The 18,507-nt window shown below is 55.6% G+C and carries 25 protein-coding genes; 20 read left to right on the top strand and 5 right to left on the bottom strand.

Features of this window, described 5'->3' with window-relative positions; translation table 11 throughout:
* Positions 1–81: 81 nt before the first annotated feature.
* Both HAPAU_RS17725 and HAPAU_RS17720 read left to right on the top strand, forming a co-directional pair.
* Entirely contained in the window at positions 82–1,485 is a 1,404-nt protein-coding gene (locus tag HAPAU_RS17725; RefSeq protein ID WP_066385375.1) for a permease, read from the top strand.
* A gap of 132 nt (positions 1,486–1,617) precedes the next feature.
* Entirely contained in the window at positions 1,618–2,211 is a 594-nt protein-coding gene (locus tag HAPAU_RS17720) for a helix-turn-helix transcriptional regulator (RefSeq protein WP_066385372.1), read from the top strand.
* Positions 2,212–2,458: 247 nt separating this feature from the next.
* Here the strand turns inward: HAPAU_RS17720 and HAPAU_RS17715 are convergent, their stop codons facing one another.
* Complete coding sequence (locus HAPAU_RS17715) at positions 2,459–3,787, bottom strand: permease (protein WP_066385371.1); 1,329 nt, start codon at positions 3,785–3,787, stop codon at positions 2,459–2,461.
* Between the two features lie 249 nt (positions 3,788–4,036).
* On the opposite strand from HAPAU_RS17715, the gene HAPAU_RS20505 reads away from it, so the two are divergent.
* The 11 genes from HAPAU_RS20505 to HAPAU_RS17670 all read left to right on the top strand — a co-directional run bounded on the left by HAPAU_RS20505 (position 4,037) and on the right by HAPAU_RS17670 (position 9,461).
* On the top strand, positions 4,037–4,636 hold the full coding sequence (locus HAPAU_RS20505; RefSeq protein WP_084383882.1) for an Lrp/AsnC family transcriptional regulator: 600 nt from the start codon (positions 4,037–4,039) through the stop codon (positions 4,634–4,636).
* Between the two features lie 251 nt (positions 4,637–4,887).
* On the top strand, positions 4,888–5,226 hold the full coding sequence (locus tag HAPAU_RS17705; RefSeq protein ID WP_066385367.1) for a four-helix bundle copper-binding protein: 339 nt from the start codon (positions 4,888–4,890) through the stop codon (positions 5,224–5,226).
* 310 nt (positions 5,227–5,536) lie between these two features.
* The gene (locus HAPAU_RS17700; RefSeq protein ID WP_066385364.1) at positions 5,537–5,833 is read left to right on the top strand and encodes a hypothetical protein; all 297 of its coding nucleotides are present in this window, start codon (positions 5,537–5,539) and stop codon (positions 5,831–5,833) included.
* A gap of 57 nt (positions 5,834–5,890) precedes the next feature.
* Positions 5,891–6,241, top strand: a complete 351-nt coding sequence (locus HAPAU_RS17695; protein WP_066385363.1) for an SHOCT domain-containing protein — start codon at positions 5,891–5,893, stop codon at positions 6,239–6,241.
* Between the two features lie 93 nt (positions 6,242–6,334).
* The gene (locus HAPAU_RS17690) at positions 6,335–6,751 is read left to right on the top strand and encodes a DUF302 domain-containing protein (protein WP_066385361.1); all 417 of its coding nucleotides are present in this window, start codon (positions 6,335–6,337) and stop codon (positions 6,749–6,751) included.
* Between the two features lie 6 nt (positions 6,752–6,757).
* On the top strand, positions 6,758–7,111 hold the full coding sequence (locus HAPAU_RS17685) for an SHOCT domain-containing protein (RefSeq protein ID WP_066385359.1): 354 nt from the start codon (positions 6,758–6,760) through the stop codon (positions 7,109–7,111).
* A 556-nt stretch (positions 7,112–7,667) separates the two neighbouring features.
* Positions 7,668–8,084, top strand: a complete 417-nt coding sequence (locus tag HAPAU_RS22580; RefSeq protein WP_245634228.1) for a plastocyanin/azurin family copper-binding protein — start codon at positions 7,668–7,670, stop codon at positions 8,082–8,084.
* Positions 8,084–8,317, top strand: a complete 234-nt coding sequence (locus HAPAU_RS22575; RefSeq protein WP_245634227.1) for an SHOCT domain-containing protein — start codon at positions 8,084–8,086, stop codon at positions 8,315–8,317. Before HAPAU_RS22580 ends, HAPAU_RS22575 begins: the two co-directional genes overlap by 1 nt.
* Positions 8,318–8,477: 160 nt before the next feature.
* Positions 8,478–8,642 (top strand): hypothetical protein, encoded by a 165-nt coding sequence (locus HAPAU_RS21280; protein ID WP_157078549.1) that lies wholly within the window; start codon positions 8,478–8,480, stop codon positions 8,640–8,642.
* A 99-nt stretch (positions 8,643–8,741) separates the two neighbouring features.
* Positions 8,742–8,963 carry a hypothetical protein gene (locus HAPAU_RS17675; protein WP_066385358.1) on the top strand — a complete coding sequence of 74 codons (222 nt, stop codon included), beginning with the start codon at positions 8,742–8,744 and terminating at the stop codon, positions 8,961–8,963.
* A 129-nt stretch (positions 8,964–9,092) separates the two neighbouring features.
* Positions 9,093–9,461 carry an SHOCT domain-containing protein gene (locus HAPAU_RS17670; RefSeq protein ID WP_066385357.1) on the top strand — a complete coding sequence of 123 codons (369 nt, stop codon included), beginning with the start codon at positions 9,093–9,095 and terminating at the stop codon, positions 9,459–9,461.
* A 60-nt stretch (positions 9,462–9,521) separates the two neighbouring features.
* On the opposite strand, the gene HAPAU_RS17665 is transcribed toward HAPAU_RS17670, so the two are convergent.
* Together HAPAU_RS17665 and HAPAU_RS21275 are read right to left on the bottom strand one after the other, a co-directional pair.
* Positions 9,522–9,875, bottom strand: coding sequence for a PadR family transcriptional regulator (locus HAPAU_RS17665; protein ID WP_066385424.1), 354 nt, complete (start codon positions 9,873–9,875; stop codon positions 9,522–9,524).
* A gap of 186 nt (positions 9,876–10,061) precedes the next feature.
* A complete protein-coding gene (locus tag HAPAU_RS21275; protein ID WP_157078548.1) occupies positions 10,062–10,319 on the bottom strand; it encodes a hypothetical protein in 258 nt (85 codons plus the stop codon).
* Positions 10,320–10,779: 460 nt separating this feature from the next.
* Between HAPAU_RS21275 and HAPAU_RS17655 the strand changes: the two genes are divergently transcribed.
* The 4 genes from HAPAU_RS17655 (at position 10,780) to HAPAU_RS21270 (ending at position 13,981) form a co-directional block, all read left to right on the top strand.
* A complete protein-coding gene (locus tag HAPAU_RS17655) occupies positions 10,780–11,595 on the top strand; it encodes an SDR family NAD(P)-dependent oxidoreductase (RefSeq protein ID WP_066385355.1) in 816 nt (271 codons plus the stop codon).
* Between the two features lie 63 nt (positions 11,596–11,658).
* Positions 11,659–12,480: an IS5 family transposase gene (locus HAPAU_RS17650; protein ID WP_066385353.1), complete on the top strand. Its 822-nt coding sequence runs from the start codon at positions 11,659–11,661 to the stop codon at positions 12,478–12,480.
* 94 nt (positions 12,481–12,574) lie between these two features.
* Complete coding sequence (locus HAPAU_RS17645; RefSeq protein WP_066385352.1) at positions 12,575–13,654, top strand: pyridoxal-phosphate dependent enzyme; 1,080 nt, start codon at positions 12,575–12,577, stop codon at positions 13,652–13,654.
* 180 nt (positions 13,655–13,834) lie between these two features.
* Entirely contained in the window at positions 13,835–13,981 is a 147-nt protein-coding gene (locus tag HAPAU_RS21270; RefSeq protein WP_157078547.1) for a hypothetical protein, read from the top strand.
* Positions 13,982–14,009: 28 nt separating this feature from the next.
* Here the strand turns inward: HAPAU_RS21270 and HAPAU_RS17640 are convergent, their stop codons facing one another.
* A complete protein-coding gene (locus HAPAU_RS17640; RefSeq protein WP_066385351.1) occupies positions 14,010–14,813 on the bottom strand; it encodes an alpha/beta fold hydrolase in 804 nt (267 codons plus the stop codon).
* A 308-nt stretch (positions 14,814–15,121) separates the two neighbouring features.
* Here HAPAU_RS17640 and HAPAU_RS20495 point away from each other — a divergent pair, with 308 nt between their 5' ends.
* On the top strand, positions 15,122–15,754 hold the full coding sequence (locus HAPAU_RS20495; RefSeq protein ID WP_245634226.1) for a hypothetical protein: 633 nt from the start codon (positions 15,122–15,124) through the stop codon (positions 15,752–15,754).
* On the opposite strand, the gene HAPAU_RS17630 is transcribed toward HAPAU_RS20495, so the two are convergent.
* Positions 15,699–16,736 carry a hypothetical protein gene (locus HAPAU_RS17630; protein WP_066385345.1) on the bottom strand — a complete coding sequence of 346 codons (1,038 nt, stop codon included), beginning with the start codon at positions 16,734–16,736 and terminating at the stop codon, positions 15,699–15,701. The two genes, HAPAU_RS20495 and HAPAU_RS17630, sit on opposite strands and share 56 nt — an antisense overlap.
* A 222-nt stretch (positions 16,737–16,958) precedes the next feature.
* Between HAPAU_RS17630 and HAPAU_RS22570 the strand changes: the two genes are divergently transcribed.
* On the top strand, positions 16,959–17,243 hold the full coding sequence (locus HAPAU_RS22570) for a PhzF family phenazine biosynthesis protein (protein WP_066385344.1): 285 nt from the start codon (positions 16,959–16,961) through the stop codon (positions 17,241–17,243).
* A gap of 403 nt (positions 17,244–17,646) precedes the next feature.
* Complete coding sequence (locus HAPAU_RS17620; RefSeq protein WP_066385343.1) at positions 17,647–18,456, top strand: phosphate signaling complex PhoU family protein; 810 nt, start codon at positions 17,647–17,649, stop codon at positions 18,454–18,456.
* Positions 18,457–18,507: the final 51 nt, after the last annotated feature.

The raw sequence follows: 18,507 nt of genomic DNA, 5'->3' as shown, positions 1-18,507 counted from the left end.
TTGAATACAAAAATTACTCCAGCGAACTACCACCGTTTCTTAAGAACAACTAACAAGACAGATGACTGCGATAGTCTATATATGCAAGCGGCCCTCGTCAACGGACTTCTCGAGTCGTTGCGGATCGGCGTCGGCTTTCTCTGGACCGCCGCGTGGGCGATCATCATGGGCCTAGTGATCACGAGCCTCGTTCAGGTCTACGTCTCGAAGGAGCGGATGGCTCGGGTCCTCGGAGAGGAAAATCTGAGTGGACTCACGAAGGCGACGGTGTTCGGCGCCGCGAGTAGCGGCTGTAGCTTCGGCGCGGTCGCCATCGGGAAGGGCCTGTTCAAGAAGGGTGCGCACGCGGTGAACGTCCTCGCGTTCATGTTCGCCTCAACGAACCTCATCGTCGAACTCGGCCTGATGATACTGATCCTCCTCGGGTGGGAATTCTTGGTGGCGGAACTCCTCGGCGGTGTCATCCTCATCGCCGTGATGGCGCTGCTCGTCCATCTGACGCTCCCTGCGAACCTCTTCGATCAGGTTCGCCAAGAGCTGAACCAGCGCGATCAGGAGCACGGTATCACTGAGGATCCGACCTGCGGGATGGAGGGCAAAGATGAATACTCGCTGATGACCGACGGGGGCGAGACGCTGAAGTTCTGCTCGGAAGGCTGTATGGAGACCTATCAGCAGGAGGCAGCCAGCAGCGGCGGCTGGCGCGACGAGTTGCTCTCGTGGGGTGGCTGGTATAAAATCGGCAACCAGTACCGCAAGGAGTGGTCGATGATCTGGAAGGACGTCATCGCCGGGTTTCTCATTTCGGGGTTCGTCATCGTGTTCGTCCCACAGTGGGTCTGGAATGCACTCTTCCTTCAGGGCGAAGGGCTGCTCGTGAGCGCCGAGAACGCGATTATGGGCGTGGCCATTGCTGTCATCAGCTTCGTCGGGAGCATTGGGAACGTCCCCTTTGCGGTCGCGCTGTGGGGCGGTGGCGTCAGCTTCGCCGGCGTCATCGCGTTCGTCTACGCCGATCTCATCACGATTCCCGTCTTGAACGTCTATCGGAAGTACTACGGTTGGAAGGTGATGGCGTACATTCTCGGCGTGTTCTTCGTGACGATGGCCTTCACGGGCTTTCTCATGGAGGAACTGTTCAACGCCCTCGGCATCATACCGAACCTCGCTGGCGGGCAGACGGCGTCCGAACAGACGTACTTCGAACTCAACTACACATTCTACCTCAACGTGATCGCGTTCGCGCTTTCCGGATTCCTCCTGTACGTCTACCAGCGAGGACTCGGCGCGCCCGGGCAGTACTGCGATCCAGTCTGTGGAATGCGGACGGACGATAGCGGCCTGAGCCTCACCCACGACGGCGAGATGTACTACTTTTGCTCGAATCGGTGCAAGCGAGTGTTCGAGAAACATCCCTCCGAATTTGCACATCACCACCCACAAGTCTCAGGGACAGAAGCTTCCCAGAGCCATGAGCATCACTAACCGCCACGTCTCAATACCAAGTATCGTGGCCAAGCAGCCCCAAGTATTGTTTCGGTTAATCATAACTGGTACACCGATGTCTCGCCAACTCTCAGGCATGAACGAGTATACCGGCAGATTGAGGTGGGATGGATGAACCGACGACGAGCCGATACAGTCGTCGGTGGCCTGGTCGCTGCCGTCCTCATTGTCGGCAGTGTGCTCAGCTGGCAAGCGTACCAGCAACAGCAGGCCTTCGAGGAGATGGGATCGATGATGGGCATGTCGATGGGGGCAGTTCACGGAACGAATCCGCTCTGGTACGTCCTCGGGACCCTCCTCGTCTCGGCTGTCATCGGTGGGGGGTATCTCGCGGCTCGGGACGACCTCACCAGCACAGATGTAAAGGACCGCTCACAGAATGGGATGGCGGTTCCGACCAACCCTGAGAGCGCCGATTCGCCGGAGGGGGCCACCCAACCAGATGGGGCTATCAATCCAGAATCTCAGCCACAGGCTCGCGTGTTAGACCTCCTTCCGGAAGACGAACGCCGTATCCTCGAACCAGTCCTATCCTCGCCCGGCATTACGCAGATCGAACTGCGGGATCGCTCAGACTTCTCGAAGAGCAAGGTTAGTCAGACGGTCAGCGCCCTCGAGAAGCGCGGATTGTTGTATCGTGAACGGCAGGGGCGGACGTATCGAATCTATCCGAGTGACGACTTGCAGCAGAATCAAGCGCACTAGCAATCGCTACCGCGAACTAGAACCGTTTGGTACCATCGTCATCGGTGCTGAACTCGAGACGAGCTACGTCCGTGTGACCCTGTTTTCACCAGCCGTGTCTATATTGCGTGCAAGTGCTATTTCGCCGGGGTCGCGGGGTGTCTGTCCCAGCCCGAGGCGTCAGATCCATCGACGAACTCGTCACCACGATTACCGACTACTGGCACAGCAAAGATGCTGACCGACTGAACGAGAGAGACCGAGAGCGTTAGTCGGCGGTGTGAGCGTGCTCGCCGTGCTCCTCCTCTCCAATCGAGTCCGAACGGTGTAGCCAGTAGAGGAATAGGAAGAACACCGTTGCGAGGACGTTCAATACCATCTTGTAGTTCATCTCGATCTTCACCTCTGCAATCTGGACGCTCGATGGGTCTGGGATGACCCCCGCCCCGAGGAAGATGAAATGAATGACAAAGCCCGTGAGCACGGCGGAGACGAAGATCATTCCCGAAAGGATGGCCGCAAACTTCGTGCCGTAGTACTCACGGTACGCGTCCATGATCGGTGGGACGATGAGGTCCGCATAGATGTACGAGAGCACCGACCCGAACGGCAAGCCGTTGGCGTAGAGGACAGCGCCGAACGGGACGTTTCCGACCGAGCAGACGAACGTCGCGACGCCAATGACCGCTCCCAGTACTGCCGTCCAGAAGACGTACACCGGGAGTCCGAACGTCGGCCCGGAGAAGACGGAGGTCCAGACGCTCTCGGGGATGAAGCCAGCGATGAGACCGGCGAAGATGAAGCCGATGGCGATTTCGTCCCAGAGCATCCCCCACTCCGACCACTGCTTGTCCGCGAGCGCCTTCCAACCCGAGAGGGAGGTTGCCTGTTCGCGAATCGTGGTATTGGCCTCTTCCGGGTCGAAGCTGTCCTTACAGGACTGCGAGCAGAAGTAGTAGGTCTGACCGTCGTGCTCGGTCGAGTAGTCGGCTTCCTCGGGGTCAACCTCCATCCCGCAGACCGGATCCTGGACGGTCGAGTCGCCCTCGTCTTGAATGTTCTCTCGGGCCTGCTCGATGACCTCGTCGGGCGTGAGGTAGACGAAGCCGAAGGCCATCAGGCCGATCAGCATGAAGCCGCCGACGACGTCCGCGACGAGAAACTGCCAGCCCAGCAGGAGGTAGATGACGATACCGATCTCGATGACGAGGTTGGTCGACGCGAACATGAACGCGCCGAGGGTGGCCGCCGCCGAGCCCCCTTTCTTGAAGAGGTTCTTCGCGGTCGCGATGGCGCTGTATGAGCATGACGATGACACGAACCCGAACAGCGACCCGTACCCGATCTCCCGGAAGCCGTGGCCCTCTAACAGGTCCGAGACCTTCTCGTCGGACGTCCAGGCTTCGACGCCACCGGCGATTGCGAAGCCGATCACGAGCGCCCACCACGTGATCCACGCCATCGCTGCGGTCGTCGTCAGGAACTGGCGCGTGCTCTCGACGAAGAACGGCCACAAGGGCTTCGATGTCGTGAGGACACCGAGTGCGACCGTCGCGAGCGCGATGACGGCAAGGATCGCGTATTCTTTTTTCTCCATATCCCCACTTGGGGTTCGATCTTTTACGGAGCTTCGGCTAACACTCCAGGGGTGAGACAGTGTCGTAATTTTCTGTCCGTAACGTGTTGACGGCTGAGATACCACACTCTGAATACGCTGGTGAATTAAACACAGGCAGCTACTCCTTCAGGCCGCGTTTCGCATGACTCATAAGGACGAGATCCTCGTTTCATCAGCATCGTTTTCAATAGCAGTAGTCAGAAAACGTCCCAGCCCATCCATGTACCTATGGCTGAGCTAGATTCAACAGATGCAGTTATTTTGGAGTTGTTACTGGAGGACGCCCGTCGGTCGTTTCGCGAAATTGCGGAGGAGGTAGAACTCTCACCACCGACCGTTTCAAATCGTGTCGACCGACTGCGTGATCTCGGCGTGATACGGCGGTTCACGGTTGACGTGGATCGAACGAAGTTCGCCGACGAGGACGAGTGTCTCGTGGTAATCGACACGCGACTCGCCCATGCTGAAGACGTCTTCTCCCAGTTGCAAGATGTCGACGGGGTGGAACACGTCTTCTACACAGTCGACTCGACGGTGGTCGTCAAGGCGGTTCTTCCCCCGGCCGAACTCCGCTCGCTGCTCACTGACACGCTGAGCGACGATCAGATCAAGGATTATTACGTGTCGTCAATTCTGGGTTCTTCGTGGCAGCCGCAGCTCGGAACAGACGACCTAACGATTGAGTGTACGATCTGTGGAAAACCGATCTCGGGGGATGGTCAAAAAGTAGAGATGGACTCCGGAGACCTGTATCACGTCTGTTGCTCGTCGTGCGCGGAGAAAATAGTCGAGCAGTACGAATCCCTGAAACAGGCAGCCGACGAATAGACGTGTCTGTCTGAGTGGGGTCTTTGTCCGCTGTTACAAACCATGGATTGATCAGCCTTCTATTTCGGGTTGTGAAACGACTGGGGAGCCAATTCGCTCCAACGTGAAGTCAGACGCTGATTCATCTATGTACCAGATGACCGAGATCTGCCTTTTCGAGCCCCTAAGCGGACCGGAGGGGATCGTTTGTTTCCCCACTTGGATTGGTAGCCACAACTCACGAAAAGGAGTCTCTCGTAGTACTGAATGCGATGGCTCAGATCAACGATCTGCTCGACGATTCGACCCGCGAGTGTATCGACAACTGTCACGAAGCCGTGAAAGCCTGCGCCCATTGCGCCGACGAGTGCATCGGTAAGGGCGAGGAGATGGCGGAGTGCCTCCGACTCTGTCGCGACGTGGTCACAGTTGCCTCGACGTGCGCTCAGCTCTGTGCATCGGGCTCGCAATTCAACAGCGACATTGCCGAGACGTGTGCTGACGTCTGTGAAGCTTGCGCCGACGAGTGTGAACAGCACGACCACGACCACTGTCAGGCCTGTGTCGAACCGCTCCGCGAGTGCGCGGAGTCCTGCCGCTCGATGGCGTAGGCCACAACCGCATCGATTCTTGGACGCCGACTTTCTTCGTCGCTCTCAGGCAACCTAGTAGGGGAGGAGGCCTTTCTGCAGTTGTGGTTAACATTCCAAAGTAAATCGTCTCACGATCGCTGGCTTCAACCGTTGCATGACGAATGAGGGGGGCGAACCTAATCCTCATCGAATTCAGCGGCTACGAACGGCTCTGTTCCTGAAAAACGATTAAAACGCTCTATACACGTTCTCGAACGTTCTCTTGCTTGGGTTCACACCCATCGCGATAACTCCTGAGGGGGCCTACGACTAACCGAGGAAAAAGACAATGACCAACTTCACCATCGGCCGCTGGCTGCTCGTGGCGCTCGCGATCGTCGGACTCGCGTTCGCTGCGCCTGTGGTCAGCGCACACGGCAACCAAACGATCGCAGACGACGCGCTCCCGTACGACGGGACCACCGCCGACTGGGCGGCCTGGATGGAAGGCCACATGACCGAGCACATGGGCCCCGGTGCTGTCGAGTGGATGGAGTCGCATATGGGTGTGACCGTCGACGAAATGGCCCAGGACATGGCTGACGACGACTACAACGGCAGGATGTACGGGCAGGGCCACTGCTGACGACCCTGACCGTTTCGATCGCTTCGACAGAACACCGCGACTCACCAACTCAAGATAATGACGCAACTCACCACCCACATCGGACGCACTGCTCGTCGACTTACGCTACTCGCCATCTGGCTGCTGGTCCCGATGACCGGCGCAGCTGCCGCTATGGGCGGCGGCTACGGTGGCGGCATGATGGGCGGAGGATGGGGACTCTTCGGCGGCGCGATGGGGCTGTGGGGTCTCCTCTGGATGGGGCTACTGCTCGCGATCCCCCTTTACCTCATCTTCGCGCTCGCGACGCGTACTGGAGCTGGAAACAACGAACGGCCGCTGTCGACCCTCAGAGAGCGCTACGCCCGTGGCGAGCTCTCTGACGACGAATTCGAACGGCGGCGTGAACAGTTGGAACGTGCCGGATGATCCATCCGGTGCCAGTTTCAACACGGATGACTCCATCCGTGACAACCGCTTCGAAACCACACCCTTAAGACCCCCAGTAATGTAGTATATTGCATGAAGTACACAATACAAACGTCCGTCTCCAATGACTTCGACCAGGTGGTCGAGACTACGATTGACGCGCTCAAAGACGAAGGATTCGGCGTCCTCTGTGACATCGACGTCCAAGCGACGCTCGAGGAGAAACTCGGCGAGGAGTTCCGACAGTACCGCATCCTCGGTGCGTGCAATCCGGCACTCGCGCACGAGGGGCTAAACGAAGAGATCGAACTCGGCGCACTCCTCCCGTGTAACGTCATCGTCTACGAAACCGACGACGGCGAGGTCATGGTGAGTGCAGTTGATCCGCAACAGCTGGTTGGCATCGCCGACAACGAGGCGCTCGATTCAATCGCGAACGAGGTCCACGACCGCTTCGAGCGCGTCCTCGCCAGTGTCGTGGACGAACTCGAATCCTCGTCGGAGGTCTAAGCATCGATGTCATCATCGAATCAACTCGACACTATAACCATCGTCCTCCTCATCCTCGGGGCGATCATCGTTCTCCCCTTGCTCACGATGGGAATGGGATTCGGCGGGATGATGGGCTACGGTGGAATGATGGGCGGATACGGGACGACTAGCGGCTGGTGGCCACTCGTTGGGATGCTTGTCCCGCTGGTCTTCCTCCTCGTCCTACTGGGTGGAGGATATCTCGTCTTCCGTCGCGTGACGGAATCGCAGTCGTCGTGGAATCCTGCGATGGAGGAATTGCGCATGGCGTACGCCCGTGGTGATCTCACGGAGGAGGAGTTCGAAACCCGCCGAGACAAGCTCGAACGCTCGGAGTAATCGGTTCGACCACCAACCCTGGGGTTGCTCACGTACGCAGCCTTGGAATCCGAAATATGAGACCCTCGCAGCTTTCGGATGCGAGTAGAAATGTGCAAGATTTACAATCCCATACTAGCTACTATGACCGAAATACTCCTCTTCACGCAGGAGACTTACGGGGCGTGCGCAACGCAAGGCGAGAGAAGAACGAGGGCATTGGGACGCGTATCCGGATGTCGAATTCCGGGAGGTTGACATCCAGACCGATCTGGAGAGAGCCGAGGAGTACGGTGTTTGAAAGACACCCACGACGCTCGTTTATGCGAACGGGGAGCGGACTGCCGAGTTCATCGGCATCGTCGAGCGGGACGAACTGGAGGCGGCTATCGTACGCCCGACCAGCAATCGACCGGACTCGCGAAGCGACTCGCCAGTATCGTCCGAGGATAATGAAACCAAACAATCAGATAATGACCTACAGTAGACGCCAGTTTCTGGGAGCGCTCGGGGCCGCACAGTCGCGAGTGCTGGACTCATCCGGCCAATCGCTGCACAGGAAACGCCCATCGTCCGGATGGGGAACAACTACTTCGACCCGATCGGGCTCCACGTCGACCCCGGCACGACCGTCCGCTTCGAAATAGCGGCAGGAGCACACTCGGCGACCGCCTACGAGAACCGGATTCCATCTGACGCCAGCGCATTCGATAGCGGAGTCATCTCATCGGGAGCGTTCAAACACACGTTCGAGGAACCGGGCACGTACGACTACTACTGCATCCCGCACAGGTCGGTCGGGATGGTCGGTCGCACCGTCGTCGGCAACCCTGGCGGTCCAGTCGAAGAAAGTCCGATCCCGGATGGTGACGTGCCCGAGAGCGACGCGATCGTCGAACAGGGTGCTATAGCGTATGGGTCCAGCACCGGAGGTGACGGGAACTCCGATGGCGGAATGATGGGTGTCCCGGGATGGGGTCTGGCCCGGGGATGATGAACGGCCGAAACGGTGGCTGGGGTGGCGGGCTGCCGTTCGTCGGCGGGGCACTCGGACTGCTCGGCCTTGTCGGGGGATTCCTCTACTGGGCACTGGGTCGAGGTGACGCTCCTCCCGAGAGCGACGATTCCGCGATGGAACCCCTCCAACGCCGATACGCACGAGGCGAGATCGACGAAGCGGAGTTCCAACGACGCCGTGAGCGATTGGTGCAGAATCAAGAGAACTGAAGCCTGTCTGGGTCTGCGCGTGTGGAAGTCCCGACGCTCGTCGAGCACAAGCCAGTCCCCAATCTCGATGTGGGACAATCCGTGCCGAAATTAGGTGTCAATAGCAGAGATGCATGGGCACAGCGATTTATCTCGATAGCCACCGTACGTTCTACGAACCATGGTCCGGTGCTACATCTGTGAGTCACAGTGTACCAGCGACAACGAGGTGTTCGTCTGCGAGCACTGCGGGAACTCCTGCCACCGGCACTGTATGGAGGAATACGACACCGATGTCTGCCCGAAGTGTGTCGGCGAGCCAATGATCGGAGCGATCGAGTTCTAGTAGCTCCGTCTCACGCCTACACTGCGGACAGCCCGGAGTCGAAGTATATGGATGGTCGGCTGACGAAATACGTTTTTGACTCGTGCCCGTAGCGCAGGTATGTCTACGACCGTCGAACTCCCCGACGCCGACGAGACCTGTGCGTACTGCGGGTCGCGTATCTTCGACCACGACCCGATCTGTGTACGTGACTGTAACGACGATTGTGGCTCGCCAACGTACTTCTGTAACTATGCCTGTCTCTCGACCTATGTGGACGAAAACGACCTGATGACGGGCGACGCGTGCGAGTGGTCGTCCGACGAAAACGACTGCTGCTGAGTGCACTCAGGCCAGTGAATAATAGAGCAATGTACCGATTGGTCAGCCACATCAGGCCCAACCACCGGCGTGATACTGGCAGCCAACTAATTTATATCGTCAACTGACCAACCTTTCTAGTGGTTCACTATGTCCACAGAGCGCACGTCCGACGGCTTGCTCCGCATCGTCCTGATCGTCCTCGCGGTAATCGTCCTGTTCCCGCTGTTGATGATGGTATTCGCGATGCCAATGATGGGAATGATGGGCTGGTGGTGGGGTGGTGGCATGGCCGGCGGCCTCTCGCCGCTGTGGGGCATCGGGATGATGCTCGTCTGGCTTATCATCCTCATTGGTATCGGGTACCTCCTCTATCGCGGCCTCGTCGGCGGTGTTGGGTCGTCGATAACTACCGATCGGGCGCTCGAGGAGCTTCGCGTCGCGTACGCCCGCGGTGATCTGTCTGAGGAGGAATTTGAAGAACGTCGTACGAACCTCCGCCGCGAGAAATCGCAGTAGACCATACTCATGTCCCCGACAGTATACGATACTTCCCTCTTTACTTAGTCTGGACGCAGACTACTCAACGAGCGCTTCGATATCACTCGCGCGATCGTCGTCGGTAATGAGCTTCGAGAAGCGCCAGTTGAGTTCCCCGAGCAGGAGGGCGTAGCCCTCATCGGTCAGTTTGTACTGGTTCGTCCGTTTGTCGAGTTCGCTTTTCGCGACGAACCCACGCTGGACGAGGTCATCGAGGTTGGGGTAGAGCCGACCGTGGTTGATCTCGCTGTCGTAGTAGTCTTCGAGCTCGCGTTTGATTGCCAGTCCGTACTGGGGTTCCTCAGCAAGGACGGTGAGGATGTTCTGCTGGAAGGCGGTCAACTCGGATGCGGTACGCTCCTCTCCGGCTGCTGTCGATTGTGCCTCAGACATCTTTTCGAGGGAGAGTGTCATCTATAATAACTGCTTGGGAATCGTCCGTGTTTCGGATAGCGTAATCCTCGATGAAACGCGCTCATAACTGATGAGGTGCCAGTTTTGAGTGGGGTAAGCGAATTCCGGCAGCCAGTAGTCTAGTTGTATTCACACGGGCGGCTCGCAAGCGTCTCATCGATTTATCTACACCCTCTCTGCTGGGTCTGGTGAGTGCGATTCGACGGGTGGCAGTGGCTCGATTGGTGGGCGCATATTCCACGGATGCATCTCGATCGAGAGCTCTTGGATTTCGAGCGCGACTTTGTAGAAAACCTCACACCCGCATATACACCGGCCGGGGTCATTGTCGGGGACGATGGCGTGTTCGCTGTGCAGATTGAAGTCAGGATCGAGTTCGTCGGGGATGTCGATACGGACACGATCACCGAGTGTGAGGGTCATTACGCTCTGTGGTCCCGTCTTCTGATATAAACTCTTGGCCAGAGGATCGTCGTGCCTGTCCGAGCGGTGGATCGTAGACTCCACTGATGGCATCTCACGCACGTTTTTAGAACGATCAATCGGCCAGGAGGCCGATCACCATTTCAAGCGATGGCAAATACTCTGCCAGCAATCGTGCTATGATGTAGCGTGATATAGGGGTGGCGTGGAAGGGTGTATGCTTCTTGTTTCATTGACGAGCATGAGTGCGTGCGGCAACTGGCTGTGTCGTCACCTTGTACAACATCGGTAGGTGCTGAGCGGTGATTGTTGCACAAGGCGGATGGTTGGACTTGAATGCAGTCGCTCGTGCTTTCAGAAGGTTTTCTCTGGGATCGTGAATGACTCTACGTTCTCAATTCATCTTCGATATTCAACTCACCGACAGTTATTTGCTACCATCTAACACAATTACCTGCGTATGGCTACTGAAAATTCGCTGGATGGAGCGGTTTCAATTGTCACAGGAGCAGGGGGACAGATCGGACATGGTATCGCTACGGAATTAGCTGCCGCTGGAAGCGATATTGTCGTTGCAGACGTTGACGTCGTTGATTCGGAGTACAATCAAGCAGGGTCAGAAGATATCGGTGGTGCATCGCGTGCTAGGGCTCTTGTCGATGACCTCGAAGCGATGGGCAGTCAGACTCTGTTAGTTGAGTGTGATGTTACTGATGCAGCGCAAGTCGACTCGATGGTCGAGCAGACAATCGACGAGTTCGGCCAGATAGACGTTCTTGCAAACAACGCAGGTATCATTACGGTTGCACCGACTGAGGAAATGGACGAAGCAGAGTGGGATAGCGTCATGGACGTCAATGTTAAGGGTCCGTTCCTTTGTTCGAGGGCTGCAATTCCGCACCTCCGACAGTCCCACGGATCGATCATCAACACGGCCTCGATTGCGGGATCTATCGGTGCAGCGGGACTCGGCCATTACTGTGCCTCAAAGCATGCAGTGATCGGGTTTACGAAGACGCTTGCACTCGAGCTTGCAGAAGACGATGTCACGGCGAACGCAATCTGCCCAGGGATTGTTGACACACCGATGTGGTCGGATGTTCTGACACCCTCTCTCGATGAATCCTATGAAGACACTATTGAACGGGTAATTCCGCTTGGTCGTGATCAGACGCCCGAGGACATGGGACGGTTAGCCGTCTTTTTCGCGACGAATCCAAACGTGACCGGCGAGGCGGTCAAAGTCGATGGGGGGATTACTCAAGCAGTAATCTAACCCACTACAAGGGCTCTGTTGAAACCCTCCGAGAGTTACAGGTTCGCCCGGTAATCAAACCGGATGGAAGCCCTCCCGAAGTCACGGTTACTCCGATTTGTTGAGCAAGCGATGCACTTGGCTCGGCGAGCTGTCGCTCGTTACTCATCGAAATTCTCGAAACGGCGGTACACACTTCATCAACACATCGTCCTGCTCTGTCTCAAGGTTCGAAAGAATACGACGTACCGGATGCTTCTGGACGAACTTATCGAGATGCCTCGGGTTCGGAGAGCCCTCGATCTTGAAGAAATCCCGGCTCCTTCGACGTTGTGTAAGGCATTCAATCGGCTTGATATGGCGGTCTGGCGCGTCCTGCTCAACCTCTCGGTCACACTCCTCCCGACCAACGGCGTCGTCGGGATTGATGCCTCCGGTTTCGACCGCAGTCACGCCTCGAAACACTACACCAAGCGAACGAAGTTGACGATTCAGCAATTGAAAGTCACACTCCTCGTAGACACGAGATCGAACGCAATCATCGACTTACACGTGACGACGACCCGAAAACACGACTCGCAAATTGCGCCGTCGCTCATCAAGCGAAATACCGGTGAAGTAGCGGTTCTCCTTGGCGACAAGGGATACGACGACCAGAAGGTTCGCGCGTTAGCCCGTGAGACTGGTGTTCGACCGCTCATCAAGCACCGCGAGTTTTCGTTGCTTCATATGGCGTGGAACGCTCGACTGGACGCCGACCTCTACGGACAACGTAGTCAGAACGAGACGGTGAACTCTCGCCTCAAACGGAAATACGGCGCATTCGTCCGCTCACGTCACTGGTGGAAGCAGTTCCGTGAACTCGTTGTCGGCTGTCTCACTCACAACATCGACAAGGCACTCTGAACGTTAGATATAGGGCACTCATCGACCGTCGCGCAGTGATAGCTGCGTTGCTACCACCGAAAAGTTTCTCCATGATACGTGACCAAGAGAGTCCATGGATATTCCTGAACTTGTCTGTTCTTCGTGTGGGCGGGCGTACACCGATCACTGGCGGTGTGAGTGTGGCGGCGTCCTTGACTTTACTCACCAACCGCTTCCGGAGTACGACCGGCCAGACCCCGGTCAGTTCGACACGAGAGACGGACTCTGGTCGTTCGATATGTTCATTCCGGTTGAGAAAGGCGTCTCTCTCGGCGAAGGAATGACGCCGCTGGTTTCAGCATCGACATGGGATGCGCAGTTTAAACTCGAATACGTCTCGCCGACGGGGAGCTTCAAAGATCGGGGTGCAACCACCACGATCAGCCATGCACTTGCGTGCGGCGCAGATCGAGTCGTCGAAGATTCATCGGGGAATGGTGGGGCTGCCATCGCAACCTACGCGGCTCGCGCTGGACTCGACGCAGAGATTTACGTTCCAGCCTCTGTAAGAGAGGGGAAGCTCCGAGGAATCGAACGGGTCGGGGCGACACCGATTCGAATCGAAGGCGGACGCCAAGCCGCAACCGATGCATGCATCGAGGCTGTCGAATCGGGCGATGCATGGTACGCGAGTCACTCGTGGAGTCCAGCGTTCTATGCTGGGACGGCGACGTTCGCATACGAACTCGTACTCCAACGTGACTGGAACGTCCCTGACGCAATCGTGATGCCACTCGGCCATGGAACGCTGTTCCTGGGCGTGTACCGTGGATTCAATGCGTTGTCCGAAGCCGGGTGGATTGATACGGTGCCACGTCTGCTCGGTGCGCAAGCCGCAGGATATGCTCCGATTGCGAGCGAACTCAACGCTGTCCCCGAGGGTGAGAACGATGTCGCAGATGGCGTCCATATACGGGAACCGACACGAAAACGGCAACTCCTGAATGCGATTGCTGAGACCGATGGTGATGCGATTGCGATCACGGAAGATGCGGTGCAAACGGAGTTAGACCGGCTCCACTCACACGGGTTCTACGTGGAACCGACCTCAGCGATCGCGCCGGCGGCACTTGCGGCATATCGAGAACGCGGAACGCTTGGGCCAGATACAGACGTGGTGATGCCACTCACGGGGCATGGATTAAAGATGTAAGCAGACGATACGCCCACCGATACGTTCGCACGTTCTAACTAACGGCTGTTTCAGCGGGAAAGGTGTCGAACTAATAGGATTTCAACAGAGCCGTTGAGACGTATCGAGGGTGTCATAGAAAACGTCACACACGAGCTGCTACACATGCTCGCTGCTGGCTCCTTGGACTACTAAGTCGTCGTGCAGATTCACATCACGACACTGCTCGACTGGAGAGTGTCGGGTATCACGTACGGGAAGTTCCAGACGCGGCTGGAGACCACGCTGATCACACTCGCCCCACTCATGGTGCTCACGCCGCTCGGTATCGCCGCACTCATCCTTTAATTCTTGTTTTTAGAGGTGAGAAAGAGAGTTATTGGGCGAATTCGACCAATTTCTCGTTGAGTTTCTCCCGTTCCTCATAGAAGAGTGCATGTTCGCTCTCCTCAAAGCGAACAAGCTCTGAATTCTCGATTCCCTCATGGAGTTTTTCTGCCGTCAGCTCGAACGGGCAAGCCTGATCGTGGATACTATGGCAGATGAGTGTCGGGACAGAGATATCCGCTAGATCGGAGCGGAGATCCATCTCACCGACCGCTTCGATCGAGTCAGCCATGGCTTGCGGCGACGATTCCATGCTCATGTTCTGAAGCCAACCTTTCAGTTCTGGACTTGGTTCGGAATGAAACATTGAACTGGCGAAGTCACTGCTTACCTTCGCCCGGTCCTCATAGCATCCTTTGGCAAGGTCCATGAACGCATCTTCATCGACGCCTTCCGGGAAGTCGGATTTCTTGGCTAGAACGGGACTCGCAGCACCAATCATTACTACTTTTCCCACATGGTCGCCGTTATGCCGGCCCATATATCGTGTGACAACTCCCCCACCCATCGAAAAGCCCGCGAGTACTACATCCTCAAGATCGAGTTCATCGAGAACGTTCTTGAGATCGTCAGCGAACATGTCGAAGTCGTATTCACTCCACGGCTTGCTCGACTGTCCATACCCACGGAGATCGATGCCAATACACTGGATACCCTCCCTCGGTAATTGGATGTACTGGTATTCAAACATCCTATGACTTAGCGGCCAGCCATGGACGAACACGATAGGAGTACCTGATCCCCAATTCTCAACGAGCAGTTCCACACCGTTTTCCACTTCTATTCGGGTCATACTGACCAAAGGCCGGTACAACAAACACGTGTATAGTCATTTTGGCTATAAATGTGGCTATTTGAGCCATTCGTATGAAAGTAGTTTGCAAACTGTGATTTTCACCTCTATCTATGTACGAACTTCATGATTAGAGGTACGAGAGCGTACTCGGACACAGCTCCACCAGCGCCAGCCGTTCGCCTATCGAGAGCCCCGCCTGTACCACCCCATATATCGAGTGTAGTTACGCCGCTGAGCCACGCCGTCGAAACGCTTGCCAGCCACGAGACGGGCCCCGCGATCGTCTCACCATCATCCTGTTTCCAATGACCGACAGTACTACCACCGAGAGCACCGCCACTGACCAGCCTGCGACGACCGACGAGCCAACGCTTGAGTCGGTCTGTGAACAGCTCGAAACACTCACCGACCGCGTCGAGCAGCTTGAAGCTGAAGTCGAACGCAAGGATGATCGGATCGAGGACCTCGAGGCAGAGCTCACCGAGTACAAGCGCTTTGCCGGCTCGGAGTTCGCGGACGTGCGCGGACGGATCACCGACGTCGAAGACCAGACCCAAGAGCTCGAAACGACACTCCAGGAGACGCCCACGGAGGCCACCACCGTTGACACCGAGGAGACCGGCTCCCAGACCGCGACTACGGAGACGCCGTTAGAACGCATCTGTGCGCTCCTCGAGCACATTGCTGATCGCGAGCTCACGACCAATCAGGAACGCGCTCGCTTCATCGCTCGGGACGTGCGTGACTACGCCGCTGCTGGGCTTGTATTGACCAGTCGGACCATCACGAAGGTCATCACCGCTGTCGAAGGAACGAAGCCACACACCCAGATTGTGGCCCGCTTGTCATCTGTACACCTTAGGAGATCCGCGAATATGAGAGTTAGTTTTTTACCTCTAAATCGAGATCATCACCTCGATCCGATTCGTGCAGAATGAACGGTCCGATTGCACTCGTTCGCTTCGCAATGGTTGCAATTCGCAAGACAATAGAGGTGAGCACGAAAAATGGGATGATAGTGATCGCTGAGGATGCGCTAACGACCCAAATGATATTCGCGACGCCAAAGGTCACCCCAGGGAATGAATTCGGAGCCAGAAAGAGTAGTGTCGCAATGGCAACGGCCAATGCAGGAAATGCAGTAATCAAGATCGACCGAATGAGACGCACAAGTTCCCACTGGAAGTAGAGCGACTTGAAATGCTCTCGCAGTGGGCCGAAGATCATGAGTACATCGACTAATTCATCGAACGCACGTTGCTCCTCATCGTTGAGACTATCTCTATACTCGGATTTGAGCCACAGGGCACCATACAGCTTCCAGGAATGGTTATAGTTCATGGCGGTACGTAGCAGATTGAATTCACCAAATTCAGCATCCTCTAATTGATCTTCGACTTCGTTAGCGTTCTTGACGAGAGCGGTAACGAATTCATCGACTTGTTCACGTAACTCGTTGTTACTGTTGTCTGTAAGATTCTCCTCAAGAGTCTCGGCACGTTCTTTGCTCTTCTGAACAAGATTGCGGAGAAACGTCTCGGGATCTGGTGGCCCGACTGTACCAAAAATACTGTCAACATCATGGCGAAACTCGACAGCGCCCTCCATTCGTTCTCGTTTGGTTTTTAGCGATCCGAGTTCTTGTGAGAGAACTAATTGACCGATTGTGACGACGAGCGTCACACCAGTGACGAGCGAAGCGATAAATGCCTGAAAGGCGATCCCAACTTGGTTTGTGCTGCTCATGACCGAGCGAAACGATGAGGGGGCGACGGTACCAGAAATGATAAGAATAATGAATAGGCCAACAGTCAACATGCTGGTGATCACCCAACGATCTCCATCAAGAAGAAACCAGAATCTGATCCGGGACTCGCCCATTCGGCCCACCATGGATTCGTCCTCTTCTCCCTCATTCATGGCCGTTAATAGGCTTCCTGCAATGAAAAGGGCACCTGCTAAACAACTCTATTAGCAGATAACAGTATTTTGTAATTTCTATCCTACTTATGATTTAATCTGGCGGTGAGCTGGACTCATTGCTAAGGGTATGTGCATTGGTGAGGGTAACTCAGCAAATCCGAACCTGACAATGTCGATCAATACAGTATACCCCTCTCGTTCACGAATAAAGCTACAGAGATGGCAACTAACCCCGTCCATATCGTCGACGTCTTCGCACAGGGGAAGTACACCGGAAATCAGCTAGCAGTCGTTCACGAAGCAGCCAACCTCTCCACCGATGAGATGCTTGCGTTCACCCGCGAGACGAACTTCTCCGAAGCAACCTTCATCGAAACGGCAGGACGAGATGTAATCGTCTATACGATCGATAGTTGGCAGGAAGCACGACAGTCCCTCGAATTGAACGTTGACGAAGTTATCGTCAATTATCCCAGTGTCTTCGATTTTGCGACTGAAATCTAACCAGTGAACTATGGCTGCAATGGCTGTCGAAAACTCGTACTACGTGGATTCGTAGTTGATAGATCAATTGCCATCTGTTGAGCGATCGCACGAGAGCAGTAAACTCCTTCTGGGAGAGGTACATAGAGTCCTATAGAGATATATACTTCTCCTGACTGGTATGTTGTTCATCTATTCGATGTGCTAGACTGATTTTGATGTGTCTGAATATGGGAATATAACTCTATTTATTACTGAAATAGATTTTTCTACGCTTAGAATTTGACTAACGTGGCATCACACAATCTATCCGTTCAAGCGATTCACACATCAAATAGGTATTAATTACCGATCGATGTCGAGTTGTGTCTGATTGCTATATAGGCTTAGAAGTATTTATGTATTGGTGTTCGAATGAGAACACATGGAGGTCCGCAAAGTCCAGATCACGGGCGGGTCGACCTACACCGTTTCACTGTCCAAGGAGTGGACAACCGAGACTGGAATCGAAGCAGGACAGGAACTAGCCTTCTACCCTGACGGTGACACCCTCATTGCCGCATCCCCGATAGCCAACGAGGCGCGCACGACACTCTCGATCGAAGACGCAAGTCTTCAGGAACTTGAGAGCCAAATCGTTACCCTCTATGTCAATGGCTTTGACGAAATCGCCTTTGAGGCAGATCGGATCGCAACCGACCAACGCCGGGTGATCCGTTCAACAGCGCAGACCCTCACCGGATTCGAAGTCAGCACTGAAACCGAAACTCGGATTGTCCTCCAAGACTTTCTTGACGCCTCAGAGTTATCGATTCACGATACCGTCATGCAGATGCGATTACTCTCGTTGTCAATGCTCGAGGACGCGACCGAAGCGTTGTTCGAAGAGCAACCAGGAACCGCGGAAGAGATCTCTGAACGCGACGACGAGGTTGACCGACTATGGCATGTCACTTCGCGACTGTTCCGGTCCGTACTGCGCGCCCCACGGGTGGCCGCCTCAACTGATCTCGGAAATGAATCCTATTTTGATTATCGAACCTGTGCGAGGCAGATCGAACGTATCGCAGATCACACCGTCAAGATCGCGAGCCACAGCGACGAACTCGAGACACTCCCCGAAAATATCCGTGAGCCATTTGCAGCACTTAAAAACGAATCTCACGAGGTCGTCGAGAATGCCATGGATGCCTTCCTCGTCGACCACTGCCATCCTTGTGTGTTACGTCGTTGAGTGCGTGGACGATCAGTTGCCAGTCTTCGAACAGCCATTCGTCGGGGGTTC

Origin of the sequence: Halalkalicoccus paucihalophilus, assembly GCF_001593955.1 — an archaeon.
Lineage (GTDB): Archaea > Halobacteriota > Halobacteria > Halobacteriales > Halalkalicoccaceae > Halalkalicoccus > Halalkalicoccus paucihalophilus.
Note: the sequence above shows the minus strand (reverse complement) of the source record. Positions and strands in the feature narration are given on the sequence as shown.

Coding starts and splice junctions, on each gene's coding strand:
- HAPAU_RS17675 (WP_066385358.1), top strand. CDS start 8,742: ATGTCTACGACCGTCGAACTCCCCGACGCCGACGAGACCTGTGCGTAC.
- HAPAU_RS17620 (WP_066385343.1), top strand. CDS start 17,647: ATGGAGGTCCGCAAAGTCCAGATCACGGGCGGGTCGACCTACACCGTT.
- HAPAU_RS22580 (WP_245634228.1), top strand. CDS start 7,668: ATGGGGAACAACTACTTCGACCCGATCGGGCTCCACGTCGACCCCGGC.
- HAPAU_RS20505 (WP_084383882.1), top strand. CDS start 4,037: ATGGCTGAGCTAGATTCAACAGATGCAGTTATTTTGGAGTTGTTACTG.
- HAPAU_RS17655 (WP_066385355.1), top strand. CDS start 10,780: ATGGCTACTGAAAATTCGCTGGATGGAGCGGTTTCAATTGTCACAGGA.
- HAPAU_RS17725 (WP_066385375.1), top strand. CDS start 82: ATGCAAGCGGCCCTCGTCAACGGACTTCTCGAGTCGTTGCGGATCGGC.
- HAPAU_RS17665 (WP_066385424.1), bottom strand. CDS start 9,875: ATGTCTGAGGCACAATCGACAGCAGCCGGAGAGGAGCGTACCGCATCC.
- HAPAU_RS17690 (WP_066385361.1), top strand. CDS start 6,335: ATGAAGTACACAATACAAACGTCCGTCTCCAATGACTTCGACCAGGTG.
- HAPAU_RS17650 (WP_066385353.1), top strand. CDS start 11,659: ATGGAAGCCCTCCCGAAGTCACGGTTACTCCGATTTGTTGAGCAAGCG.
- HAPAU_RS17685 (WP_066385359.1), top strand. CDS start 6,758: ATGTCATCATCGAATCAACTCGACACTATAACCATCGTCCTCCTCATC.
- HAPAU_RS17630 (WP_066385345.1), bottom strand. CDS start 16,736: ATGAATGAGGGAGAAGAGGACGAATCCATGGTGGGCCGAATGGGCGAG.
- HAPAU_RS17640 (WP_066385351.1), bottom strand. CDS start 14,813: ATGACCCGAATAGAAGTGGAAAACGGTGTGGAACTGCTCGTTGAGAAT.
- HAPAU_RS17670 (WP_066385357.1), top strand. CDS start 9,093: ATGTCCACAGAGCGCACGTCCGACGGCTTGCTCCGCATCGTCCTGATC.
- HAPAU_RS22570 (WP_066385344.1), top strand. CDS start 16,959: ATGGCAACTAACCCCGTCCATATCGTCGACGTCTTCGCACAGGGGAAG.
- HAPAU_RS20495 (WP_245634226.1), top strand. CDS start 15,122: ATGACCGACAGTACTACCACCGAGAGCACCGCCACTGACCAGCCTGCG.
- HAPAU_RS22575 (WP_245634227.1), top strand. CDS start 8,084: ATGAACGGCCGAAACGGTGGCTGGGGTGGCGGGCTGCCGTTCGTCGGC.
- HAPAU_RS21280 (WP_157078549.1), top strand. CDS start 8,478: ATGGTCCGGTGCTACATCTGTGAGTCACAGTGTACCAGCGACAACGAG.
- HAPAU_RS17715 (WP_066385371.1), bottom strand. CDS start 3,787: ATGGAGAAAAAAGAATACGCGATCCTTGCCGTCATCGCGCTCGCGACG.
- HAPAU_RS17700 (WP_066385364.1), top strand. CDS start 5,537: ATGACCAACTTCACCATCGGCCGCTGGCTGCTCGTGGCGCTCGCGATC.
- HAPAU_RS17695 (WP_066385363.1), top strand. CDS start 5,891: ATGACGCAACTCACCACCCACATCGGACGCACTGCTCGTCGACTTACG.
- HAPAU_RS17645 (WP_066385352.1), top strand. CDS start 12,575: ATGGATATTCCTGAACTTGTCTGTTCTTCGTGTGGGCGGGCGTACACC.
- HAPAU_RS21275 (WP_157078548.1), bottom strand. CDS start 10,319: ATGACCCTCACACTCGGTGATCGTGTCCGTATCGACATCCCCGACGAA.
- HAPAU_RS17720 (WP_066385372.1), top strand. CDS start 1,618: ATGAACCGACGACGAGCCGATACAGTCGTCGGTGGCCTGGTCGCTGCC.
- HAPAU_RS17705 (WP_066385367.1), top strand. CDS start 4,888: ATGGCTCAGATCAACGATCTGCTCGACGATTCGACCCGCGAGTGTATC.